Origin of the sequence: Streptomyces sp. NBC_01515, from assembly GCF_045040345.1 — a bacterium.
Lineage (GTDB): Bacteria > Actinomycetota > Actinomycetes > Streptomycetales > Streptomycetaceae > Streptomyces.
Genome location: NZ_CP109416.1, coordinates 3,879,489 through 3,899,067, shown reverse-complemented (window position 1 = coordinate 3,899,067; position 19,579 = coordinate 3,879,489). Strand labels below are relative to the sequence as shown.

At 71.3% G+C, this 19,579-nt stretch carries 19 protein-coding genes and 1 tRNA gene; 8 read left to right on the top strand and 12 right to left on the bottom strand.

Annotated elements, in window-relative coordinates; genetic code table 11:
* Positions 1–285 precede the first annotated feature (285 nt).
* On the bottom strand, positions 286–1,635 hold the full coding sequence (locus OG407_RS17240; protein WP_405859020.1) for an alpha/beta hydrolase family protein: 1,350 nt from the start codon (positions 1,633–1,635) through the stop codon (positions 286–288).
* 147 nt (positions 1,636–1,782) lie between these two features.
* Between OG407_RS17240 and OG407_RS17235 the strand changes: the two genes are divergently transcribed.
* Positions 1,783–1,989 carry a hypothetical protein gene (locus OG407_RS17235; RefSeq protein ID WP_405859018.1) on the top strand — a complete coding sequence of 69 codons (207 nt, stop codon included), beginning with the start codon at positions 1,783–1,785 and terminating at the stop codon, positions 1,987–1,989.
* Between the two features lie 65 nt (positions 1,990–2,054).
* Here the strand turns inward: OG407_RS17235 and OG407_RS17230 are convergent, their stop codons facing one another.
* Positions 2,055–3,389 carry a hypothetical protein gene (locus tag OG407_RS17230; RefSeq protein WP_405868450.1) on the bottom strand — a complete coding sequence of 445 codons (1,335 nt, stop codon included), beginning with the start codon at positions 3,387–3,389 and terminating at the stop codon, positions 2,055–2,057.
* 167 nt (positions 3,390–3,556) lie between these two features.
* Positions 3,557–4,366 carry a DUF4097 family beta strand repeat-containing protein gene (locus OG407_RS17225; protein WP_405859016.1) on the bottom strand — a complete coding sequence of 270 codons (810 nt, stop codon included), beginning with the start codon at positions 4,364–4,366 and terminating at the stop codon, positions 3,557–3,559.
* Between the two features lie 226 nt (positions 4,367–4,592).
* Here OG407_RS17225 and OG407_RS17220 point away from each other — a divergent pair.
* Positions 4,593–4,667 (top strand) — tRNA-Val (locus OG407_RS17220).
* A gap of 14 nt (positions 4,668–4,681) precedes the next feature.
* Here OG407_RS17220 and OG407_RS17215 read toward each other — a convergent pair.
* Both OG407_RS17215 and OG407_RS17210 read right to left on the bottom strand, forming a co-directional pair.
* Entirely contained in the window at positions 4,682–5,449 is a 768-nt protein-coding gene (locus tag OG407_RS17215; RefSeq protein ID WP_405859014.1) for an HAD family hydrolase, read from the bottom strand.
* 44 nt (positions 5,450–5,493) lie between these two features.
* Positions 5,494–6,327: a hypothetical protein gene (locus OG407_RS17210; protein WP_405859012.1), complete on the bottom strand. Its 834-nt coding sequence runs from the start codon at positions 6,325–6,327 to the stop codon at positions 5,494–5,496.
* A 124-nt stretch (positions 6,328–6,451) separates the two neighbouring features.
* Here OG407_RS17210 and OG407_RS17205 point away from each other — a divergent pair, with 124 nt between their 5' ends.
* Complete coding sequence (locus tag OG407_RS17205) at positions 6,452–6,817, top strand: hypothetical protein (protein ID WP_405859010.1); 366 nt, start codon at positions 6,452–6,454, stop codon at positions 6,815–6,817.
* A 151-nt stretch (positions 6,818–6,968) separates the two neighbouring features.
* On the opposite strand, the gene OG407_RS17200 is transcribed toward OG407_RS17205, so the two are convergent.
* Complete coding sequence (locus OG407_RS17200; protein WP_405859008.1) at positions 6,969–7,319, bottom strand: hypothetical protein; 351 nt, start codon at positions 7,317–7,319, stop codon at positions 6,969–6,971.
* A 384-nt stretch (positions 7,320–7,703) separates the two neighbouring features.
* On the opposite strand from OG407_RS17200, the gene OG407_RS17195 reads away from it, so the two are divergent.
* Positions 7,704–8,204, top strand: a complete 501-nt coding sequence (locus tag OG407_RS17195) for a GNAT family N-acetyltransferase (RefSeq protein WP_405859006.1) — start codon at positions 7,704–7,706, stop codon at positions 8,202–8,204.
* 31 nt (positions 8,205–8,235) lie between these two features.
* Here the strand turns inward: OG407_RS17195 and OG407_RS17190 are convergent, their stop codons facing one another.
* On the bottom strand, positions 8,236–9,141 hold the full coding sequence (locus OG407_RS17190) for a ketopantoate reductase family protein (protein WP_405859004.1): 906 nt from the start codon (positions 9,139–9,141) through the stop codon (positions 8,236–8,238).
* Positions 9,142–9,263: 122 nt separating this feature from the next.
* On the opposite strand from OG407_RS17190, the gene OG407_RS17185 reads away from it, so the two are divergent.
* Positions 9,264–9,494, top strand: a complete 231-nt coding sequence (locus tag OG407_RS17185) for a DUF2277 domain-containing protein (protein ID WP_327404394.1) — start codon at positions 9,264–9,266, stop codon at positions 9,492–9,494.
* A gap of 492 nt (positions 9,495–9,986) precedes the next feature.
* Here OG407_RS17185 and OG407_RS17180 read toward each other — a convergent pair whose 3' ends face one another.
* Positions 9,987–10,628 (bottom strand): DedA family protein, encoded by a 642-nt coding sequence (locus OG407_RS17180; protein ID WP_403599016.1) that lies wholly within the window; start codon positions 10,626–10,628, stop codon positions 9,987–9,989.
* Between the two features lie 229 nt (positions 10,629–10,857).
* Between OG407_RS17180 and OG407_RS17175 the strand changes: the two genes are divergently transcribed.
* The gene (locus tag OG407_RS17175; RefSeq protein WP_405859001.1) at positions 10,858–11,406 is read left to right on the top strand and encodes a superoxide dismutase family protein; all 549 of its coding nucleotides are present in this window, start codon (positions 10,858–10,860) and stop codon (positions 11,404–11,406) included.
* A 150-nt stretch (positions 11,407–11,556) separates the two neighbouring features.
* Here OG407_RS17175 and OG407_RS17170 read toward each other — a convergent pair whose 3' ends face one another.
* The 3 genes from OG407_RS17170 to OG407_RS17160 form a co-directional block, all read right to left on the bottom strand.
* On the bottom strand, positions 11,557–13,509 hold the full coding sequence (locus OG407_RS17170) for an FAD/NAD(P)-binding protein (protein ID WP_405858999.1): 1,953 nt from the start codon (positions 13,507–13,509) through the stop codon (positions 11,557–11,559).
* A gap of 89 nt (positions 13,510–13,598) precedes the next feature.
* Positions 13,599–15,251 carry an alkaline phosphatase D family protein gene (locus tag OG407_RS17165; RefSeq protein ID WP_405858997.1) on the bottom strand — a complete coding sequence of 551 codons (1,653 nt, stop codon included), beginning with the start codon at positions 15,249–15,251 and terminating at the stop codon, positions 13,599–13,601.
* 214 nt (positions 15,252–15,465) lie between these two features.
* Positions 15,466–16,113: an HNH endonuclease family protein gene (locus tag OG407_RS17160; protein WP_328683617.1), complete on the bottom strand. Its 648-nt coding sequence runs from the start codon at positions 16,111–16,113 to the stop codon at positions 15,466–15,468.
* A 396-nt stretch (positions 16,114–16,509) separates the two neighbouring features.
* Here OG407_RS17160 and OG407_RS17155 point away from each other — a divergent pair, with 396 nt between their 5' ends.
* Positions 16,510–17,091 (top strand): TMEM165/GDT1 family protein, encoded by a 582-nt coding sequence (locus tag OG407_RS17155; protein ID WP_405858995.1) that lies wholly within the window; start codon positions 16,510–16,512, stop codon positions 17,089–17,091.
* A 226-nt stretch (positions 17,092–17,317) separates the two neighbouring features.
* Complete coding sequence (locus tag OG407_RS17150) at positions 17,318–17,977, top strand: HAD family hydrolase (RefSeq protein ID WP_405858993.1); 660 nt, start codon at positions 17,318–17,320, stop codon at positions 17,975–17,977.
* A gap of 444 nt (positions 17,978–18,421) precedes the next feature.
* On the opposite strand, the gene OG407_RS17145 is transcribed toward OG407_RS17150, so the two are convergent.
* Entirely contained in the window at positions 18,422–19,444 is a 1,023-nt protein-coding gene (locus tag OG407_RS17145; protein WP_405858991.1) for a peptidoglycan-binding protein, read from the bottom strand.
* Positions 19,445–19,579 lie beyond the last annotated feature (135 nt).

Below are 19,579 nucleotides of genomic sequence, written 5' to 3'. Positions count from 1 at the left end.
CGGCATGTCGGCGCGGCGGCGGATGCGGTGTCGGCGCGGCGCCCGGGGGGCGGAGGGCAGGGCAGGAATCCTTCCACAACTGGCACCAGGCGCCCGAGTGTTCGACCAATCGAACGCTCTAGCCTTGCGCCGTCACATTACCATCACACAATCGCCCGAGTGTCGTACGTATGAACGGGCCGCTGGGCGGCGGCCGGCGGATTATCGGCCACCACCACTCGCGACACGCCGAAGGGCGGACCCGCGAACAGGACCCGCCCTTCGGATGTCCGATCAGTCGTCAGGTCAGGGGACGAACGAGATCTCCGGGTACTTGCTGCTGGTCCCGTCGAGCAGGGTGCTGTGCTTCTTGAGCAGCTCCTGGTCGAAGAAGGCCGCGAGATAGACGCGTTGGACCGCGATCGCCCGGGTCGGGTCGATCGTGCCGTACTGCTGCTGGAGCTGTGCCTTGGAGAGCCCGAGCAGGTTCGCCTCCTGGGCCACCATCCACTCGTTGTCGCTGAAGGACAGGTGCGCCGCGCCCTTGAGCTTGATGTCGACCTTGTATCCCTTCAGGTGCGACCACAGCGTGCGCCACGACGCGTCGTTGTTGCGGTTGTGGCCGGCGGAGCTGAAGAGCATGAAGGGGCGCTTCAGGTCCTTGCTCGGTGCCGTCCCGAAGAACTGGCCGTCCAGGTTGGCGCCGGCGTCGATACGGCTGTCGAGCTGCATGGCGTTGACGACCGCCGCGCCGCCCAGCGACCAGCCGAACATCCCGATGCGGGACATGTCGACCGACTTCGTCAGCCCGGTGGGGAGCGTGGCCTTGCCGGCGTCCGGGTTGCCGCCCGTGCTGAGCGTTTTGAGCTGGTTGATGACGAACTTGATGTCGGCCGCGCGCACCTTGAGCGTGTCGGAGGAGTGGGTCCCCGACGGCATCTTGTTGACCTCAAGCCGGTTGGCGGGGAACTGCACCTCGTTGGCGTCGTGGGTGTGGTCGACGGTGACGACGAGGTAGCCGCGGCTGGCGAGATCCTGGACGAGGGCGGTGCCCATCGCGCGGTCCGAGTGCAGCCCGGTCGAATACAGCAGGACGGGCAGCTTGCCGAGCGTGGTGTTCACCGGGGCGAGCACATGACCCGCCGTGGTCGGCAGGGTCACCCGCTGCGGCGACAGTCCGCGCGTGGCGAGGAAGTGGGCGCCGGAGATCGACGGCATCCACGGCGCCTGATAGTGCCCGGACGTGGCGGTGGCCGGATACCACAGCGAGACCATGAGCTCGCGGGACGTGCTGCCGGACACGTACGGATCCGCACGGGACTTGTCGACGAGGTGCAGGCCGACCATGCCCACGCTGTACTTCCCGCTCGGTGCGGGAATCTTGAGCTGCAGAGCGGACGCGGCCTTGCGGTCGGCCGAGAGGGTCTGAGGGCGTACGGTCTTGGCGTTGTGCTTGCCCAGCGGCGCCTCGTCGTTCTCGGGCGCCCACTGCGGCGTCTGGTCGGACGACGACGTGGCGGTCGCGGGCTTGTCGGACGTCTTCCCGGTGGCCATCGCGGACGTCAGCCCCAAACCCAGCACGACGGCCAGCGCACCCGCCGAACCGGCCGATATGGCGATCAGTCTTCGACGGTGGCGCGTGCGGCGGTGATTCATGAAACCCCCTTGATGGTCGGCGATCACAGAACGGGCGATCGACTGCCGCACACCGTACCGTGACGGCGGCCGACGGATCCGCGCGCCCCGAATTGACCTCGTAGAGACCTCTCTGACCGTACGGCGGCATAGCCGGGTCGGCCCCAAGTGGCCCCCACGGCAGCGAAGTTGACGGGCAGGGCACGGCTGACCACCGCACTGACGCGGACCGGGAACTGCGCGGCGTCCGGCCCGCACGGCACCCGGGCCCGGCTCGCGGCGCTCGGCGCCGCCCTCAAGACCGGCGAGTTGTCCGCGCCGGAGGGTGGCCCGGTGTCCTGGACGGCGCCTCGTCGATCACCGGCCGCACGATGAAGCGCGTGACGGTGACGGACGAGGAGGACCGGGCGGGGTTGGTCTGCGGGCCGGTGGGCGCGCAGTCACTTCCCTGGGGTTCCGCGTTCCTCGCGGATCTGGCTGACGACCCGGGTCACGGACTGGCGTACGGCTTCCGTTTCTGTCAGGAAGTGCCAGTAGTCGGGGTGGCGGCCCTCCAGCGTGGCGATCGCGCGGTCGAGGCGGGCTACGGCGTCGTCGAGCGGGCGGGCGTGGCGGGGTTCGGGGGTGGTGCGGCCGGACATCGCGAGGCGCTGGGCGTCGCGGATCGCGAAGCGGGTGCGGTCGATCTCCTGCTGGGGGTCCTTCTGCACGGCGTTCAGCCGGCGCAGCCGGTCACCGGCCGCCGACACGGCCTCGTCGGTGGTGTTCAGCAGCGCCCGTACGGTCGACAGCAGGGACGTGGCGTCCGGCCAGCGCTGCGCGTCCCGGGCGGCCTGCGCCTCCTTCAGCTTCAGCTCGGCCTGCCGTACGTTCTCGCCGGCCTGCTGCGGCACCTGCTGGAGGTCCTGCCAGCAGGCGGCGGAGAAGCGCCGCCGCAGCTCGCTGAGCACCGGGTCGACCTGACCGGCGCGGGTGGTGAGCGCCTGGGCGCGGGTGCGGAGGGAGACCAGCCGGTGGTCGATCTCGGCGGCCCGCTCGGGCAGTTGCTCCGCCTCGGCCCGGATGGCCTCGGCCTCCCGGGCGGCCTGGGTGGCCCGCTCCAGCGTCTGCGGTACGCCGTGCTGCCCGGCGCCCTGGTTCAGCTTCGTCAGCTCCGGTGCGAGCGCGGCGAGCCGGGCGGCGAGAGCGTCGGCGCGCAGCCCTGATGCCCGTACGGCGTCCAGGGCGTTGGAGGCGGCGAGCAGTGCCTGCCGGGCGCGCTCGACGGCGGGCGCCAGCCGGGCGAGCTGGGTCTCGGCCTTGCCGAGCAGCGGCCCGAGCCCGCTCTCGAACCGGTCCAGTTCCTGCTTGACCTGCCCCAACTGGTCCTTGGCGGCGGTCAGTTCGGTGCGGGCACGGTTCGCGGCAGCGGCCTCCAGGTCGTCGCGGTCGAGGTCGTGCGCGTCGACGGCGTTGATGTACCGCTCGCTGGCCTCGTCGATACGGCGGCCCAGCGACTCGAAGTCGGTGACCGCCCGGCGGGCGGCCGGCGAGTCGTCGACCGCCGTGATGGTGTCTATCGAGATCCGCAGATCCCGCTGGGCGGTGTCCAGCTCGTAGAACGCTGCCGCCGCGGCATCCTTCGCCGCCTGCGCCTCGGCCCGCTGACTCTCGGCCCGCCCGCCGAACCAGCGCCGGGTGCCGCCGCCGGCGAACGTGGCGGGGAGGGTGAGCGCGAGGGCGGCGAGCAGGGGGAGGCTGATCAGGGTGAGGGTGTCGAGGGCGGCGCGAGAGATACGGGCGGGGGGTTCGAGGTGCGGGGCACAGGCGGCGGTGGGACCGCGCCGGGGCCCTGTGAGCGGCGAATACGGCTGCGCTGGTGTCGCCGTCACATCCCTCTCCCGTGTTGTCCGTCCTGACCGTTGTCATTCTCCCACCGGTAGAGGACGAACACACGGGCCGGTCAGTTCGCGTTCCGCACCGTGACTTTCCCGTCGCCGGTGTGGGCGGTCACCACATGAGAACTCGACGAGTCCCGGGGCACCGACACATCCACCGATCCGTCCCCGGTCTTGGTGCTCACCCGGTACTTGGCGGCGCCCGCCGGCAACGCGATCGTCACGGACCCGTCCCCGCTGCTGGACTCCACCAGGTCGGGTACGGCGCCGAGTTCGAGGTGCACCGATCCGTCACCGGTGGTCGTCCGCACCTGCCGGGACGACACCTCGGCGTGCACGGAACCGTCCCCGCTGTGCAGGGTCAGCGGTGCGCTGGAGTCGGTCACGTGGATGGACCCGTCGTGCGTACGAATGTCGAGGGCGTCCGCGAACCCCTGCGCCCGCACACTCCCGTCCCCGTCCTCCACCTTCACGGCGACCCCGCGCGGCACCTCGATCCGGTGCTTGGCCGAACAGTCGGCGATCACCCCGGAACACTTCGTCCGCAGCACCAGCCGGTCGCCCTTCATCGCCCAGGTCACCTTGGGGTCCGACCCGATCGCCACGCTCCCCTGCCACCACCGGGTGACCTCGATCTTCCCGGCCGGATTCGAGTCCGCGGCGACGATTTCCAGCGCGGAGTCGTCGGAGTCGATGGTGAGCGTACGGCCGGCCAGGGCGAAGGTGCGGTGATCGGGGTGCTTGTCGTCCCCGGCGGATGCGGTACCGCAGGCGGTGGCGGTGAGGAGGAGCAGGGCGAGGGTGCTGGTGGCGGTGAGGGCGCGGGTGGCGCGGGTGCGGCTACGAGTGCGGCTGTGGGCGCCGGTGCGGGTCACGGTGATTTCCCCCTGGGACGGACGAGGAGTCCCGGTGACTCCTACGGCTCCCCTCGACCGTAGGGAGCGACGCTCCGCCGGGGCATCCGGCGCACTCCCGGACTAGGGGTGGGGTAAACCCCCGAGAGTGCCCTGACCTGCCCCCTGACATCCCCCGGGCCTTCTTCCACGGCGATACGGGTTTGCAGGACAGGCCCCCCGGCAATGTAGGCTGTCGACTCGTCCTGGGCGCGTAGCTCAGGGGTAGAGCGTCGCCCTTACAAGGCGAATGTCGGCGGTTCGAAACCGTCCGCGCCCACCAGGATAAGCAGCAGGTCAGAGGCCTTCCGGAGAGATCTCCGGGAGGCCTCTTCCCGTGGCCGAGGCAGGCGGGGAATCCACATCCACATCCCCATCCCCAGCCACATCGTCGTCGAGGATGCGCCGCACGGCCGGTCGCAACCCGTCGTCCTGTCCCGGCCTGACAAGGATCGCGGGGATCCCGAGGGCCTGGGCACCGGCGACATCGGCCACCGGATTGTCACCGACCATCCAGACCCGCCCGGGAGACCCGGCCCGGTCCAACGCCACCTCGAAGATCCGGCGGTGCGGCTTCTCCCACCCGACCAGCGAGGAGTTGACGACGGCCGCGAAGTGCCGACCGAGCCCGAGATCCCGAAGCAGACCAGCCAACTCCGGCACATGATTGCTGACGACGACGTGGAGCCAACCGGCGGCGGCGAGTTCCTCCAGCGCGGAGACGGCGTCGGGGAAGACGGTCCAACGACTCGCATCGATGTAGCGGGCCCGCACCCTGCTCGCGGCAAGGGCGGCCAGCCGCGCCTCGACGCCCGCCCCGGCATACGCCTTCACGAAGAGCGGCTGAAGAGCGCCCCACCACGCGTCAGGTGTGCTCAGCTCGGGATGCCCGCTCTCGGGCCGATGCCAGGGAAAGCCGTCACGCAGCCCGGGCGCCACATCGGCAGCGACCACACCATGCCCGGGCGCGACCTCGTCCAACGCCTCCACCAGACACCCGCGCCACCTACCGTCCCGGAACGCCAAGGTCCCGTCGAAGTCCCACAGCACGACGCTCTTCGTCACGTACGGCATCCTACGAAGCCCGCCGCCCAAGGACCCGCGGACGGCTAACTCCTCCCGCCGTTGAGGAGGTCGGCGTAACTGCGGGCCTGGGTCGCGGCGTTGTGGTGCCAGGTGGACTGGGTGTGGTGTTCGTCCGCCAAGGAGGGCTCCGCGGTGGTGAGTTCGTCGTAGAGGGCGGATATCTCGTCGTGGATCGCGGCGATCGCGAGGCGGTTGGCGCGTACCGCGTCTGCGTGGCCGCGGTGGGTCTCGATCAGGAGCGGGTCGTCGCCGAAGGGGGCGGAGGTCGGGCCGTGGGCGTGCAACTCGCCGTATTCATCGTTGAGTTGGGTGGCCCGGGCGTCCAGGTCCGTGCGGCGGAGATGGAGGGCGGCGCCGCGGGCGCGCAGGCTGGCCTCGTACGCGTGGGAGCCGGGGTAGCGGATCGCGTCCAGGCCCGAGGTGACCGCGTGCGGTCGGTCGGGGCGCAGCCTGGCGTAACGGGCGTCCGCCTCGGCCGCCACCTCCAGCGTCTTCAGCTCCGGCGGCAGGGCGCTGCGCCCGATGGCCGCCCAGCCGTGGACGTCGCTGTACCACTTCTCGTGGGCGGACTGCCGGGTGATGCCGGCGGCGTCACCGATCTGGTTCCACGTGGTGCCGCGTTCCCGCTCGGCGACCACCGCCTCCCGTACGACGTCGTCCATACGACGCTGGAGCCTCAGGGCGGTACGGAGCAGGTCGCCCGGCGCGGGATCCGGCTCGACCGGTACGGAATCCAGTACGGCGTCGGCCAATTGACGGAGCGTCAGGGCCAGGGCCACGCGGGACTCGTCGCGCGGCGACAGCCGGTGCGGCTCGGGTGAGGCCGGTATGGAGGACGCGTCGTCGGCATTGGTCATGCCGTCGGGCTAACCCTGACATTCCCTTGCCGGGGTGGGGAGTTGAGGTGGTGGCGGGTGACCGCGTCGGCCATTTCGGTTCGGTGGTGTCGCGGTTTCCGGGGATGGTGGGCAGGATGGGTTCATGAGCAGACCTCGCACCGGTCCCGGCGCGGCCGCAACCGGCTCCGTGTTGTCCCTCTGGTCCAAGGACTCGGTGTTGTCGATCGGCTCGGTGGGGTCGGTGCTCTCCATCGGGTCCGTCGGGTCGAGCCTGTCCGTGGGGTCGATCGGGAGCGCGTTGTCGGTGGGGTCGATCGGCTCGGCCCTGTCGTTGGTCTCGGCGGGGTCGTGGCTGAGTACGGGGTCCGCGCTGTCGGCGCAGTCGCGGTGGTCGGTGCTGTCGTGGCGGTCCACGCGCGGCTTCCGGGCCGTCGGTGCCGGTGCCGTGGGGGCTGTGGGGGCCGTGACGGTCCTGGTGGTGGCCCAACGGGTGCTGCGGAAGCCGTAGTTGAGGCAGGACTGCCCGCACCTGTGATCGCCGCCCCGCGGTCGCTCCGACGATCCAGCGCGTACGTCGACGCACCAAGGCTTACGTCAACGCGTGTCGCCCGGTCGCCCTGATCACCCAGACCGCTCCAGTCGTCCTGGCCCCCTCAGTCTCAGTCGCCCTCGCCGTCCGCCGGAGGCGTCTCGTGGGCGTGCTTCAGCCGCATCCGGCCCTCCACGCGCTCCGTCGCCGCGACCTCCGTCCAGAAACGGTGGCCGCTGACGAAGACCGCGAGTTCGTGCTCGCGCTGCCGGAGCTTCTCCACCTCGGCCTGTTCGTCGGGCGTCCAGCCCGGGGACGCGGGGCGCTCCACCTTGCGCCAGCCGCCCACGTCGCTGAACCCGTCCAGGGGCTCGACCGACCAGGGCAGCCGCTTCAGCAGGGCCGACAGCTCGTTCCGGACCTGATGCAGCTCCTCCTGACCGGCGAGGAGGTCACTCGGGAAGTCATAGGTCGTAGCCACGCGCTAATGCTACGCCTGTTCGAATTTGGGTCGCGAGTTCCTTGGGGGACTTCACACGATCGGGTTGGGGAAGTTGTTGTTACGGTCGCTGGACGGAGGCCTGGGACGAGGACGGCGTGCGCTGTCGGAGGCGGGAGCCGGCGGCACGGGACCCGGACCGGTCGCGCTTCGGGGCGGGTACGCACCTGCCGGTCCCGGCCACGGGCTGATGCCGTTGGCCGTCCCTCGTCGCCTGGAGACCGGCGAGGAGTGGGCCGTGGACGACGAGTGGGAAGAGGACCGGCTGCCGGGCAGGCTCGCCGGGCCGTGCCCCCTCGCCGAACCCCTTCCCGTTGAAGAAGTCGACGAAGCCGGATGTCAGTGGGTCCGCCTAGTGTGCTCGGCATGGACGTGGAACTCGTGAGGCTTCAGCCCTGGGGTGCGGGTGACTTCTGGTTGTTGGAGCGGAACAACAGCCTTGAGATGACCGCGCACTTGGGGGGCCCCGAGAGCGAGGCGCAGCTTGAGGCTCGGCATCGGCGGTATCTCGGGCTGGGGCGCGGGTGCATGTACCGGGTCGAGTTGGCGGGGAGCGGGGAGACCGTCGGCTCGATCGGGTTCTGGGAGCGGGAGTGGCAGGGCGAGTCGGTGTGGGAGACCGGGTGGGGTGTCCTGCCCGAGTTCCAGGGGCGCGGGCTCGCTGCCCGGGCGGCCCGCGCCGTTGTCGACGTGGCGCGGGCCGATGGGCGGCACCGGTATCTGCATGCCTTTCCGAGCGTCGGCCATACCGCGTCCAACTCGGTGTGCCGCAAAGCCGGGTTCGCGCTGCTCGGCGAGGTGGAGTTCGAGTACCCCAAGGGGCACTGGATCACCTCCAACGACTGGCGGGTCGACCTCCAGGGGTGACCCCGTCGGCCGTTCGAGGGGGATCTGGCTGTCAGTTGGGGCTCGGTGTCCCCAACTCCCTTACCAGCCTTGCCGTTACCGGCACCGCGATTCCCTGTCGCTCCGCCGCCCGCAGCAACGCCCCGCCGATCGCGTCCAGTTCGAGCGGGCGGCCCGCCTCCGCGTCACGTTGCATCGACGACTTGGTCTGCGGAGGGAACGTGTCGTAGCGGGCCAGTGCGCCCGCCGCGTCCGAGGGGCCGCCGTACGAACGGCTCACCGCCGCGGTCTCCTCCAGCAGGGCGGTCAACTCCTCGCGGTGGCGCGTGCGTACGTCGCCCAGGGGGAGGGCGTAGCGGGTGGTGAGGAGGGCGAGGGGGGCCAGGAAGGTCATCTTGGCCCAGAGTGCGGCCGTTTCGTCGGGCAGGACCTGGGTGGCGGGGCCGGCCGCGTGGAGTGCCGCCGCGAGTGTGTCGAGGCGTTCCCGGGGGACCGGGTCGCCTGTCAGGTCGATCTCCGCGAACGGGCTGCCGTGTTCAATCACCCCTGGGGCGGTGCGAGTTGACTCGACCCGGATGATCGCGGGGGCGACCTGGGTGGGCCTGTAGCGGGCGCGTAGGTGTGCCGGGTGTTCTACGCCGTTCAGGAACGGGACGAGGAGGCCGTCGCCCAGGGTCTTCGCCGGGACTCGGGTGAGGGCCGCGTCCAGGGTTGTCGCCTTGACCGTGATCAGGCAGGCGTCTACCGGTTCGCGGAGTTCCGTGTCCGCCTCCACCGGGACGGTGAAGTCGCCGTAGCGGGCGCTGTGGACCTGGATTCCGTTCGTGCGGAGGGTGTCGGCCGTTTCTGCTCCGGCCAGGCAAATCACGCGGTGGCCGGCGCGGGACAGGAGCGCCGCGAGCAGGCCGCCTACGCCGCCGGGGCCCAGTACCGCCACGGTGAGTTCGTTGTTCGCCATGTTGTTGCGTCCTCTCGTCGGTCGGCCCCGTGCGTGGTGACGGTGGCCGCCTCGGAAGGATCATCGCAGGTGTGTTCGGGAGAGGGGCGGCGGTATCGCTGCGGACGCGGGAGACTGGGGGTATGTGCCGCAGTATCAAGACGCTTCGACCGCCTGTCCTGCCCGACGAGGCCACGGAGGAGGAGGTTCGTGCCGCCGCGTTGCAGTTCGTGCGCAAGGTCTCCGGGTTCCGGGCGCCGGCCGCGCACAACCGCGAGGTCTTCGACCACGCGGTTGATGTGATCGCGGAGGCTACGGCTGAGTTGCTTGCGGGGCTTGAGGTGAGGGGGGCGGGCGCTCCGCGGGGAGCGTAGTGATCAAAGTGCGGGCCCGGTGGGGGCTGGTCGCGCAGTTCCTCGCGCCCCTGAGAGACGGACGCGCGCCCCTTGTCCGTAGCGAAGCGGGGCTCCTGGGAAACGAACGTGCGGTCCGTAGCGAAGGTGCCGGCCGGTGGGGGCTGGTCGCGCAGTTCCCCGCGCCCCTGAGAAGCGGACGGGCGCCCCTGATCTGTAGCGAAGCGGCGCCCCTGAAAAGCCGATGCGCGCCCCTGGTCTGTAGCTGAGCGGCGCCGCTGCGAAACGAACGTGCGGCTCCGGTCTGTAGCGAAGGTGCGGGTCGGTGGAGGCTGGTCGCGCCCACGCGGCGGAGCCGCACATCGACACAGCCCCGCGCCCCTAAAAGCGGACGCGCGCCCCTGATCCGTGGCGAGGCCCCGCCCCTGAAAACGGACGCGCGCCCCTGCGAAACGAACCCGCGCCCCCGATCCGAACGAACCCGCGCCCCGATCCGTAGCGAAGCCCCGCCCCCTAAGGGGCACTCACCTCCGCCGTCACCCCCGGCTGCCTGCGCATCACGAATGCCGCCCCCGCTCCCGCCCCGAACAACGCCACCAGCGAAACCCCCGTCGCCAGCCATGTCGCCCCCAGCCACTGCGCCCCGTAGTACCCGAGAGCCACGCTGTACGCCGCCCAGGACAGGCCCGCGAGGGCTGACCAGGGGAGGAAGTCTCGGGCTCGGCGGTGGGCGGCGCCTGCGCCCAGGGAGACCACCGAGCGGCCGGCGGGGGCGAAGCGGGCCAGGATGACCAGGGCGCCGCCGCCGCGGGCCAGGGCGAGGCCGAGACGTTCCTGCGCGGTGGTGAGGCGGCGGGAGCGGGAGATCGCGCGGTCCAGGCGGGCGCCGCCGCGCCAGGCCAGCCGGTACGCGACCAGGTCACCCAGCAGGGACGCGGTCGCGGCGCACGCGATCAGCGCCAGGATGCTGGGGACCTCGTGCGGGACGGGAACGGCGTCCGCCGCCGCACCGGTGCCCGCTGCCGCCGCCGTCGCGGCCGCGATGACCAGGACACCGCTCGGCAGAACCGGCAGGAACACATCAAGGAGCACGGACAGGGCGACCATGGCGTAGATCCATGGGCTGCCGGTCAGCGACCCCACACTCTCGAACAACGCGTCTCCCCGTGAACTCCCCCGTGGGCCGCGGCGAAGGCGGCCAGTGACAGCCATACAGCGTACGCCTGGGTGGGTACAGGAGATTCACGGGGGGCGCGTGTGATCCGCACAGCGTGTTCACCCGGCTGCCCTGTCCCGGGGGGCGGGGCGGGCTCGCATCCCGTAGCAACGTAAAGGGGATCTAAACGCACCTAAACGCACCTGAACGTGAGGAACGGTACACATCATGATGGCAGGCATATGCGCGGGCGCCGTCGTCGCGGCCCTCCTGGCGAGCGGCGGAGGCGGCGCCGGCGTCGGCTCCGGCGCCCCTGACGGGTACTGGATGCGGACGGACGCCCGGTTCGCTCCGGTCGGCGCCCTCGTGCCCTCGGCGGCGGTGACGTACGACAGCAAGCTGGTTCCGGCCGCCGCGTGGATCCAGGTCGGTCAGCACATCGCGGTCAGTGGCGCTACGACCGTGCGGCTCAAGGTCGACGGGATGGTGCCGGGGCACGCGTACGGCGTCCATGTGCACCAGAAGCCGTGCGGCGCCGACCCGGCCGCCGCGGGCGGGCACTTCCAGCACAAGCCGTCCACGGACCCGGCCGCCACCAACGCCGACAACGAGGTCTGGCTCGATTTCACGGCCGACGAGCACGGCGCCGCCGAGGTCGGTGCCCGGCACGAGTGGGGCTTCCGGCAGGGCGAGGCGTCCTCCGTCGTCATCCACGACATGCCCGGCAGCCACACCCGCGCCGCCTGCTTCACGGTGCCGTTCGGCTGGGCTCCCTGACGCGACTGGCCGGTGCCCCTGGGAGGGGGCACCGGCCAGTCGCTCAGCAGGCCAGGCGGCTACCGGCGTCTGGTCCGCCGACGTCCGCTCGCCGGCAGCGCCGCCGAGGATGCCGAAGAGCAAGGCCGCTCCGTGGCGGGCGAAGAGCACCTAATCAATGCTTGCGAGTTCAGCATTTGGCCACCGTTCCGCTTCCGCTTCCGTTTGCGGTTCGGCCGTCGCCGCACGCAGAACCGCTCTCGCCACCGCGTCGGCGTCCGAAAGCGTGACCGAATCCACGCCTGGGCGAGCACCCGCCGCGGTCACCCAGTGCACGCCCTCAGTCGGCACCCCGAACGCGAACCGCCGTGCGTGGACGCCTCCTTGACGGTCGATCAGACGGTACGGACGTGGTGTCACGTCGAGTCCGCCCGTTTCGTAACCGTCCACCGTGTGCGGCCGGCACCGGCCCGTCGTCAACAGCCGGCCGAGCAGTTTGTCGGCGGTACGGCGCAGGTCCGGTTCGGGGAGCCGCGCCTCTATGAGGGTGGTCACACGCACCGCCGAGCCCGGCACCTCCGGGGAGCGCGCCACCCAGGCACCGTCCGCCTCCCGCACCTCAAGCCGCGGCCCGAGCACCTCCACCACGCCCGCCGCCACCAGTGCGGCCAGTTCCTCGATACGGCGCCGGGGCGGGCCGATCGACAGGAACGCGTTGAGCGGCGTGTACCAGCGGTCCAGGTGGTCACGGCGGGAGGCACCGGCCAGACCCCCGTGGTCGACGACCAGCCGGAGTTCGTTGCGCAGATCGCGCAGCACGTCCAGGGCCGCCTTGAGCGGGCCGTCCACATTGCCGAGCGCCGCGTGCTCGGCGTCCTCGCGCAGATACGACAGCAGCCAGTCCCGCCAGGCGGTGGGATGCGCGAGATCGGCTTCCGTATACGGCCGCGCCAGCCGGTCCCAGCACCAGCGGTCGGCGGCCACGACCCCGAACTCGTCCAGGATCAGGGCCTCTTGGGGGTCCCGGTGCGGGACGGCGAGGAAGCGCTCGGTGAAGTCCGTCGACTCCGGGCGCCGGGAGGGCCGTAGCAGCGCGGTGTAGTAGGTCGTCTCGACCTCCTTCGCCACCAACGGCCATATCTCCGTGAGGAATTCGGGGGGCTCGGCGGAGTCGGCGCGTTTGCGGAAGGCGGATATCGCCTCGGGGGTGAGGAGGAGGGGGGTGTGGCGGCCGTAGGGGCCCTTCGCGTTGTCGCCGCGGGCCTGGTACGGGATGCCTCGGCGTGAACCGGCGTACAGGCGGGGCTCGTTGCCGGAGGGGACGTAGCGCAGGCCGTTCTCCGTGCGGACGAAACGGCCGCCCCTGCCCGTCGTCAACAGGGCCGTGTGGTCGAAGAAGTTGAGGCCCAGGCCGCGCAACAGGACTGGTTCGCCGGGGTGTACGACGGTCAGGTCGACGTCGGCCGGGTTGGCGGGCGGGATGTGGCGCAGGCCGTGGCGGTCGGCGTAGGAGGTGAGGCGGCGGTGGGTGGTGTCCGGGGCCGTCGGGAGGTGGCCCTGGGCCAGGACCACGGCCGAAAGGGCGGACAGGGTACGGCCGTTGTCGAGTGTGAGGCGCTGGTGGCCGTCGGGAGTGTCGTCGAGGCGTACGGCGCGGGCGGTGTGCGGTTCCACCTGAACGGACTCGGGGGCCTCGCGGACCGTGCGGGCGAACACCCACTCCAGGTAGCGGCCGTAGTGGGCGCGGGTGGGGTAGTCGTCCGGGCCCAGTTCGGCGGGCGCCCACTCGTGCAGGCTCGGGCCGGGGCGGACCGGGCCCGCGCAGTCGACGCTGGCGTCGGTGAAGAGGGTCACCTGGGAGGCCACGGTGTTCATCAGCAGCTCGGGGGGCTGCGCGGAGCGCCAGACGCGGCCGGGGCCCGGGGGCGCCGGGTCGACGACGTGGACGGTGAGCCGGGTGCCGGGCGGGAGGAGGTCGGGCGCGGAGGCGCAGAGGCGCTCCAGGACGCTGGTGCCGCGCGGACCGGCGCCGACCACGGCGACCGAGACGGAGGCCGGGGTGAGGGCCGGGGTGGGGGCAAGGACGGGGGCCGGGTCGCCGTCGGACGCGTTCGCTGCAGACAAAGGGGTGACTCCCGGGCGTGTGGGGGCGCAATGGAGCAGACCGCCCGCTGGGAAAACGGACGGCCCGCCTCATCATGCCCCGACCGAGGTCACGGGGGTGTCAGCGGGGACTCCTCCACGGTCTTCAGCGTCCCGTCCGCCCGCGCCTGCTCCAGCCGCAGCCGGGCCGAACGGCCGTGCAGGGTAAGGGTCATGAGCTGGTTGCCGAACCAAGGCCCGCCCGTCTTGCGCCACTTGACCGACGGGTGCGGGCAACGGCCGTGCCGGGCCAGGCGGCGGCCCAGGCCGCGCGCGACCGCGCTCCAGCCGAAGCGGAAGCCGACGCGTATGTAAGCGGGGATGGAGTTGTGGACGGGGGAGCAGGTGAGCTGGAGGACGCGGGAGTCCACGGGCTCGCTCGGTCCCGAACCGCCTGGCCTGGTCCGCCACTTGGGCTCCGCCACGTACGCGTGGTGTACGTCCCCCGACAGCACGAGCACCGACGCCGGCGCCGCGTCTCCCGAGCCCACCTCGGCGATCAGGTCGGCCAGGTCCTCGAAGGACTCCGGGAACGCCGCCCAGTGTTCCAGGTCGGCCGCGCGGCGCAGTTTCTCGCCGAACTCGGCCCAGCGGGCGCCCCGTTCGCCCCGGCACAGGGCCGCGTCCCAGGACTCGGCGTCGTGGACGAGGTGCGGCAGCAGCCAGGGCAGGGAGGTGCCGATGAGGAGGTGGTCGTAGGAACCGGGGTCCTTCAGTGCCTCGGTGCGCAGCCAGTCGGCCTCGCCGGGGTCGAGCATCGCGCGGTTCCGCTCGTCGAGGACGCGGGCCGCCCTGCTGTCCACCATCAGCAGGCGGACGCGGCCGAAGTCGCGCCGGTAGCTCCAGCGGACGGTGGCCGGGTCGGCGTCGGCGCGGCAGGCGAAGGCGCGGAGTTCGTCGGTGCCGTCGGGGGTGTCCCGGACCGCCAGGTAGAGGGGATCGGCGGCGAGTTCGGCGGGGGAGAGGTTCCCCAGGTGCTGATGCACCCAGTACGACATCAGCCCGCTCAGCAGCCGCTCGCGCCACCACGGGGTGGCCCGCATGTCCGCCAGCCAGGCGGCGCTGGTGTTCCAGTCGTCGATGACGTCGTGGTCGTCGAAGATCATGCAACTCGGCACGGTGGAGAGCAGCCAGCGGATCTCCGGGTCCAGCCAGGACTCGTAGTAGAGGCGCGTGTACTCCTCGTAGTCCGCGACCTCGCTGCCCGGCGGCTCGCGCAGGTCGCGGCGGGCGGAGAGCCAGCGGCGGGTCGCGTCGGAGACCTCGTCGGCGTACACCTGGTCGCCCAACAGGACGAGTACGTCCGGCCGTTCGGACTCCGGGTCGCGCGCGATGCGCGAGGCCAGGGTGTCCAGGGCGTCCGGGCCCACCGGGTCGTGGGCGTCGGCGGCGGGTGCGGCCCAGCGGCAGGAGCCGAACGCGACACGGACCGTGCCGTCGGCGTCCGGGGTGTGGATCACGGACGGCGGGAAGGGGGAGTCCGGCAGCGGCCACACGCGCGTGCCGTCCAGGAACACGTCGTACGGTGTCGACGTCCCGGGCGTGAGGCCCTCCACCGGCACCAACGCGTAGTGGTGGCCCGCCACTTGGAAGGTCCGGGCGGTGCCCCGGGCGCCGTCCGCGCAGCGTACCTCGGCGGTGCACGGACGGCTCGCCTCGACCCATACGGTCGCGGACGAGCCGTCGGCGTAGCGAAGCAGTGGTCCAAGGCGCAGTCCGGCCACGGTTGATCACCCGCCCCTTGTCTGGTCGGGCTCGCCTCCGGGGCGCTCAAGCCGGTGTCGAGAGCACGACCGTGCTCAGCGCTTCGCGCCTCCGCGCGCTCGCACTCTCGACACCGGCGCGCCCCTACGGCTCGCCCTCCTCCGTCGCCCCGTACGGTACGGAACGACGGAGGCCAGCGACTAGGTTCCGCGGATGACCACTTGACTGCGGGGCTCAGCAGCCGCTGAGGACCGAGGTGAGCTTGGCCTTCTCGGCGGTGTCGACCGAGAGGTCGTAGTAGTACTTCACCTGGACCCAGGCACGCACGTAGGTGCAGGCGTACGAGGTGAGCGAGGGCATCCACTCGGCCGGGTCCTTGTCGCCCTTGGACTGGTTGACGTTGTCGGTGACCGCGAGGAGCTGCGGGCGGGTGACGTCGTTGGCGAAGGACTCGCGCTGGGCGGTGGTCCAGTTGCGGGCACCGGAGTCCCAGGCCTCGGCCAGCGGGACGAGGTGGTCGATGTCGACGTCGGAGGCGGCGGTCCAGGTGGCGCCGTCGTAGGGGGAGTACCAGCTGCCGCTGGTGGCGACGCAGGCGGCGGTGGTGACGACGTTCGTGCCGTCGCGCTTGAGGATCCACTCACGGGTGTTGCAGGTACCGCTGATGGTGTCCCAGGTCGGGAACAGGTCACGCTCGTAGCCGGTCCTGACCTCGGTCGCCACGGTGAGGGAGGCGAGGTAGGTGCGGGCGGTGGCGGCGCTGACCGGGGTGGGGAGGGCGGCGGAGGCGGTCGGGCCGTTGAAGAGTCCGGCGAAGGCTATGAGTCCGGTAAGTGCCGCGAGTATGCTGAGCCGTCGTCGACGCGCGTAGAACTTCGGCATGCGAACTCCCTTGTGGTGTGGGGGTGTTGGAGTGCGAGCGGGGAAATGCTCGCGGTGCCGTGTTGCGGGGAGGTGTGCGTCCGGTAAGAAGCTAGTGACGTGTTCATGACACAACAAGAGGTGTGACGAGACTTTCCTCACGGGTGGGCAGGGCCGGTCCTCGCGTACAGTGGATGCCGCAGAAGGGGAGTAGCTCTTCGCCGGACCGTCGACATACTGCTCAGCTCGTCTGAGCCGGCGCCCGGAGGCAGGTTCATCTCGCAGGTGGGATGGGTCGGCCAGCGAGACCTTCGGTAAAGCAGTGCACTAGTCGTTTTTCGTGTGCGCTGCCGTGCCGAGGTGTCCGCGGACAGCAAACACACTCTCGGTGGGGCAGCCCCGACCGATTGAGGAATCTTGATCAGCATCAGCGTGACGGCGCTCGTCTTCGGCGTCGTCTTTCTCGCCGAACTCCCCGACAAGACCGCGCTCGCCGGACTCGTCCTCGGCACCCGTTACCGCGCCTCGTACGTCTTCGTCGGCGTCGCCGCCGCGTTCCTGCTCCATGTCGTGCTCGCGGTGGCGGCGGGCAGCGTACTGACGCTGCTGCCGCAGCAGTTGGTGGCCGCGGTGACCGGTGTGCTCTTCCTGGGCGGGGCCGCGGTGCTCCTCTTCAAGAAGGGAGGGGACGAGGAGGAGGTCCGCAAGCCGAAGGACCAGTCCTTCTGGCGGGTCTCCGGCGCCGGTTTCATGCTCATCCTGATCGCCGAGTTCGGTGACCTGACCCAGATCATGACGGCCAACCTCGCGGCCCGTTACGACGATCCGTTCTCCGTCGGGCTCGGTGCGGTGCTGGCGCTGTGGGCGGTGGCCGGGCTGGGCATCGTGGGCGGGAAGGCGCTGATGAAGCGGGTTCCGTTGAAGCTGATCACGCGGATCGCGGCGGTGCTGATGCTGGCGCTGGGGGCGTGGAGTCTGTGGGAGGTCGTCGCCGGGTGACGGGGGCTGATGGGGGCTGATGGGGGCTGATGGGGGCTTTGGTTCGGCGGGGTGAGCTGAACGGTGGGTGAACTGTTCCGGGGGGTGGTGGCGCGATGCCGGTTCGGTTTTGTACCGTAGGGAAACAAAGTGGTTCCCGTCCGTTCTCCCTGACCGGCGGGCGGGGCCACCTTGTCCCTCCGGGGGTTGACCCGCGTTTCTCTCTCCCGTTCCTTGGAGCCTGCCGATGACGGCCACCACCGTGCTCACCGCCCGCGCCCTCCTGCTGGACATGGACGGCACCCTCGTCGACTCGCACGCCGTCGTCGAGCGGATCTGGCGGAACTGGTCCGACCGGCACGGGCTGAACGCGGACGAGGTCATGAAGGTCGTGCACGGGCGGCAGGGGTACGCGTCGATGGCTGTGCTGCTGCCCGGCCGGCCCATGGAGCAGAACTACGCGGAGAACGCCCGCATGCTGGCCGAGGAGACCGCGGACGTCGAGGGCGTCGTGCCGATTCCGGGCGCGCCGGAGTTCCTGGCGTCTCTACGGGGGCTGCCGCACGCGCTCGTCACGTCGGCGGACGTGGCGCTGTCCACGGCGCGGATGGGTGCGGCGGGGTTGGAGTTGCCGGAGGTCCGGATCACCGCCGAATCCGTCGGCGCGAGCAAGCCTGATCCCGAGGGTTTCCTGAAGGGCGCCGCCGAACTGGGCATCGCGCCCGCGGACTGTGTTGTCTTCGAGGACTCCGGGGCGGGTATTGCGGCGGGGCGCTCCGCGGGGATGCGGGTGGTGGGGGTCGGGCCGCAGGCCGGGTTCCACCGGGCGGATGTGGTGGTGCGGGATTTGCGTGAGGTGCGGGTTGAGGACTTGGGGGGCGGGGGGATTCGGCTGCACGTGGGGTAGGGGTAGGGGGAGGGGGAGGGGGTGGCGCGCCGGTTGTGCCTCCTGGGGTTGTCTTGCGGGTGCCGCGCCGTGGGGGCTGGTCGCGCAGTTCCCCGCGCCCCTTTGGGGTGTTGGCCCTCGGGGAGTTGCCCTGCGGGCCCGTGCGTAGCCCCGGCACCCACCACAACCCAAGCGCCTATCAGCCCCCAGCCGGCCCAGCTCGCGGCCCTGTCACCCAACAACCCCGGCACCTCCCACAACCCCGGCACCTCCCACAACCCCGGCGCCTCTCAGCCCCCGCCCCCCGCCAGCCCAGCGTCACGGCCCTGTCACCCCACAACCCCGGCACCTCCCACAACCCCGGCGCCTCTCAGCCCCCGCCCCCCGCCAGCCCAGCGTCACGGCCCTGTCGCCCAACAACCCCGGCGCCTCTCAGCCCCCCCCCGCCCCCCAGCCAGCGCAGCGTCACGGCTCGGTCGTTTCTGATTCCAGCCTCGCTCGCGTGGCCGCCCCGTACACCCCCAGCGTGTCGGACGTGATGCCTCGGGCCACCTGGTAGGTGCGTACCGACGTCTGGACCTGTTTGTCGAAGATGCCGTTGTCGGGGCCGGTGTAGAGCCTCAACTGGGTCAGGCGGAGCTGGAGTTCGGTTACCTCGGGGCCTTCGTCGCCGCGTTGGAGGACCGGGTTGGGGGTGCTGCTGCTCTGGCGGTTCGTGGCGGAGGCCGTGGAAGCGGTGGTGGTGGGGGTTGGGGTCTTGCTGGCGTTCGCGGAGCTGGACGCCGTGGCCGACGGGGTCGACGACGCCGTCGGTGACGGGGTCTCGCTGGGGGAGGGGGTCGGGGACGCCGACGTGGGCTGTGCGGAGGTGGAGCCGGTCGCGGACGGTGTTGCCGGTGCCCCGCTCTTCGATGGCGTCGGGACGCTCGCCCTCACGTCCTGGGGGGCCGCCTCGTCCCGGGACGGTGTCTCGTACGAGAACATGCCGCTCGCGAAACCCGCCACCGCTGCCACCGCCACGACGGCTCCCGTGACGGCGAGGAGGACGGTGCGGCGGTTGCGGCGGCGTGGGGAGGCGTCGTCGTCCGTGGGGTGTTCCGGCCCCCCCTCGCCGCTGCCGCCGTGCGCGAACAGGCTCAGGTCTGCCGGGGGCGGGAGGACCGACGTCTCCCCCTGGGGAGCCGGTGCGGCCGGTGCGGGGGTCACCGCTCGCAGCGGCATCGTCTGCTCCACCGCCGGCAGCCGCTGGGTCTCACCCTCGGGTGCCACCGGCGGCACCGGTGCGGGCGGCTGGTCCTGCGGGGTGCCGTCCAGCTCCACATACGGCCTGATCCGCAGCGGGTCGAAGTCCTCCGCCGCTGCCGCCTCCGCCGTGCGCGCGTCACGCAGCGCGTCGGACGCCCGTTGGGTGCAGGCGCAGGACGGGGAGCCGTCGGCCGCCCGGGGTGCCCCGCACTGCGGGCATATGTGGCCCTTCGCCTCGTTCACGTGTTCGTCCCTCCCCGTCGGACTCCAGAGGTTATGCGGATCTCCTTCACGTCGTCTCCTCCGACCCCCGGAATGACAGCTTCCAAACGGACTCAACAGGCCGTAAACGGCCATACCGATCACCATGGATGTGTA

Excerpts from the sequence above, each read along its gene's own strand:
- OG407_RS17240 (WP_405859020.1), bottom strand. The coding sequence starts at position 1,635 with ATGAATCACCGCCGCACGCGCCACCGTCGAAGACTGATCGCCATATCG.
- OG407_RS17210 (WP_405859012.1), bottom strand. The coding sequence starts at position 6,327 with ATGACCAATGCCGACGACGCGTCCTCCATACCGGCCTCACCCGAGCCG.
- OG407_RS17205 (WP_405859010.1), top strand. The coding sequence starts at position 6,452 with ATGAGCAGACCTCGCACCGGTCCCGGCGCGGCCGCAACCGGCTCCGTG.
- OG407_RS17195 (WP_405859006.1), top strand. The coding sequence starts at position 7,704 with ATGGACGTGGAACTCGTGAGGCTTCAGCCCTGGGGTGCGGGTGACTTC.
- OG407_RS17190 (WP_405859004.1), bottom strand. The coding sequence starts at position 9,141 with ATGGCGAACAACGAACTCACCGTGGCGGTACTGGGCCCCGGCGGCGTA.
- OG407_RS17185 (WP_327404394.1), top strand. The coding sequence starts at position 9,264 with ATGTGCCGCAGTATCAAGACGCTTCGACCGCCTGTCCTGCCCGACGAG.
- OG407_RS17175 (WP_405859001.1), top strand. The coding sequence starts at position 10,858 with ATGATGGCAGGCATATGCGCGGGCGCCGTCGTCGCGGCCCTCCTGGCG.
- OG407_RS17160 (WP_328683617.1), bottom strand. The coding sequence starts at position 16,113 with ATGCCGAAGTTCTACGCGCGTCGACGACGGCTCAGCATACTCGCGGCA.
- OG407_RS17150 (WP_405858993.1), top strand. The coding sequence starts at position 17,318 with ATGACGGCCACCACCGTGCTCACCGCCCGCGCCCTCCTGCTGGACATG.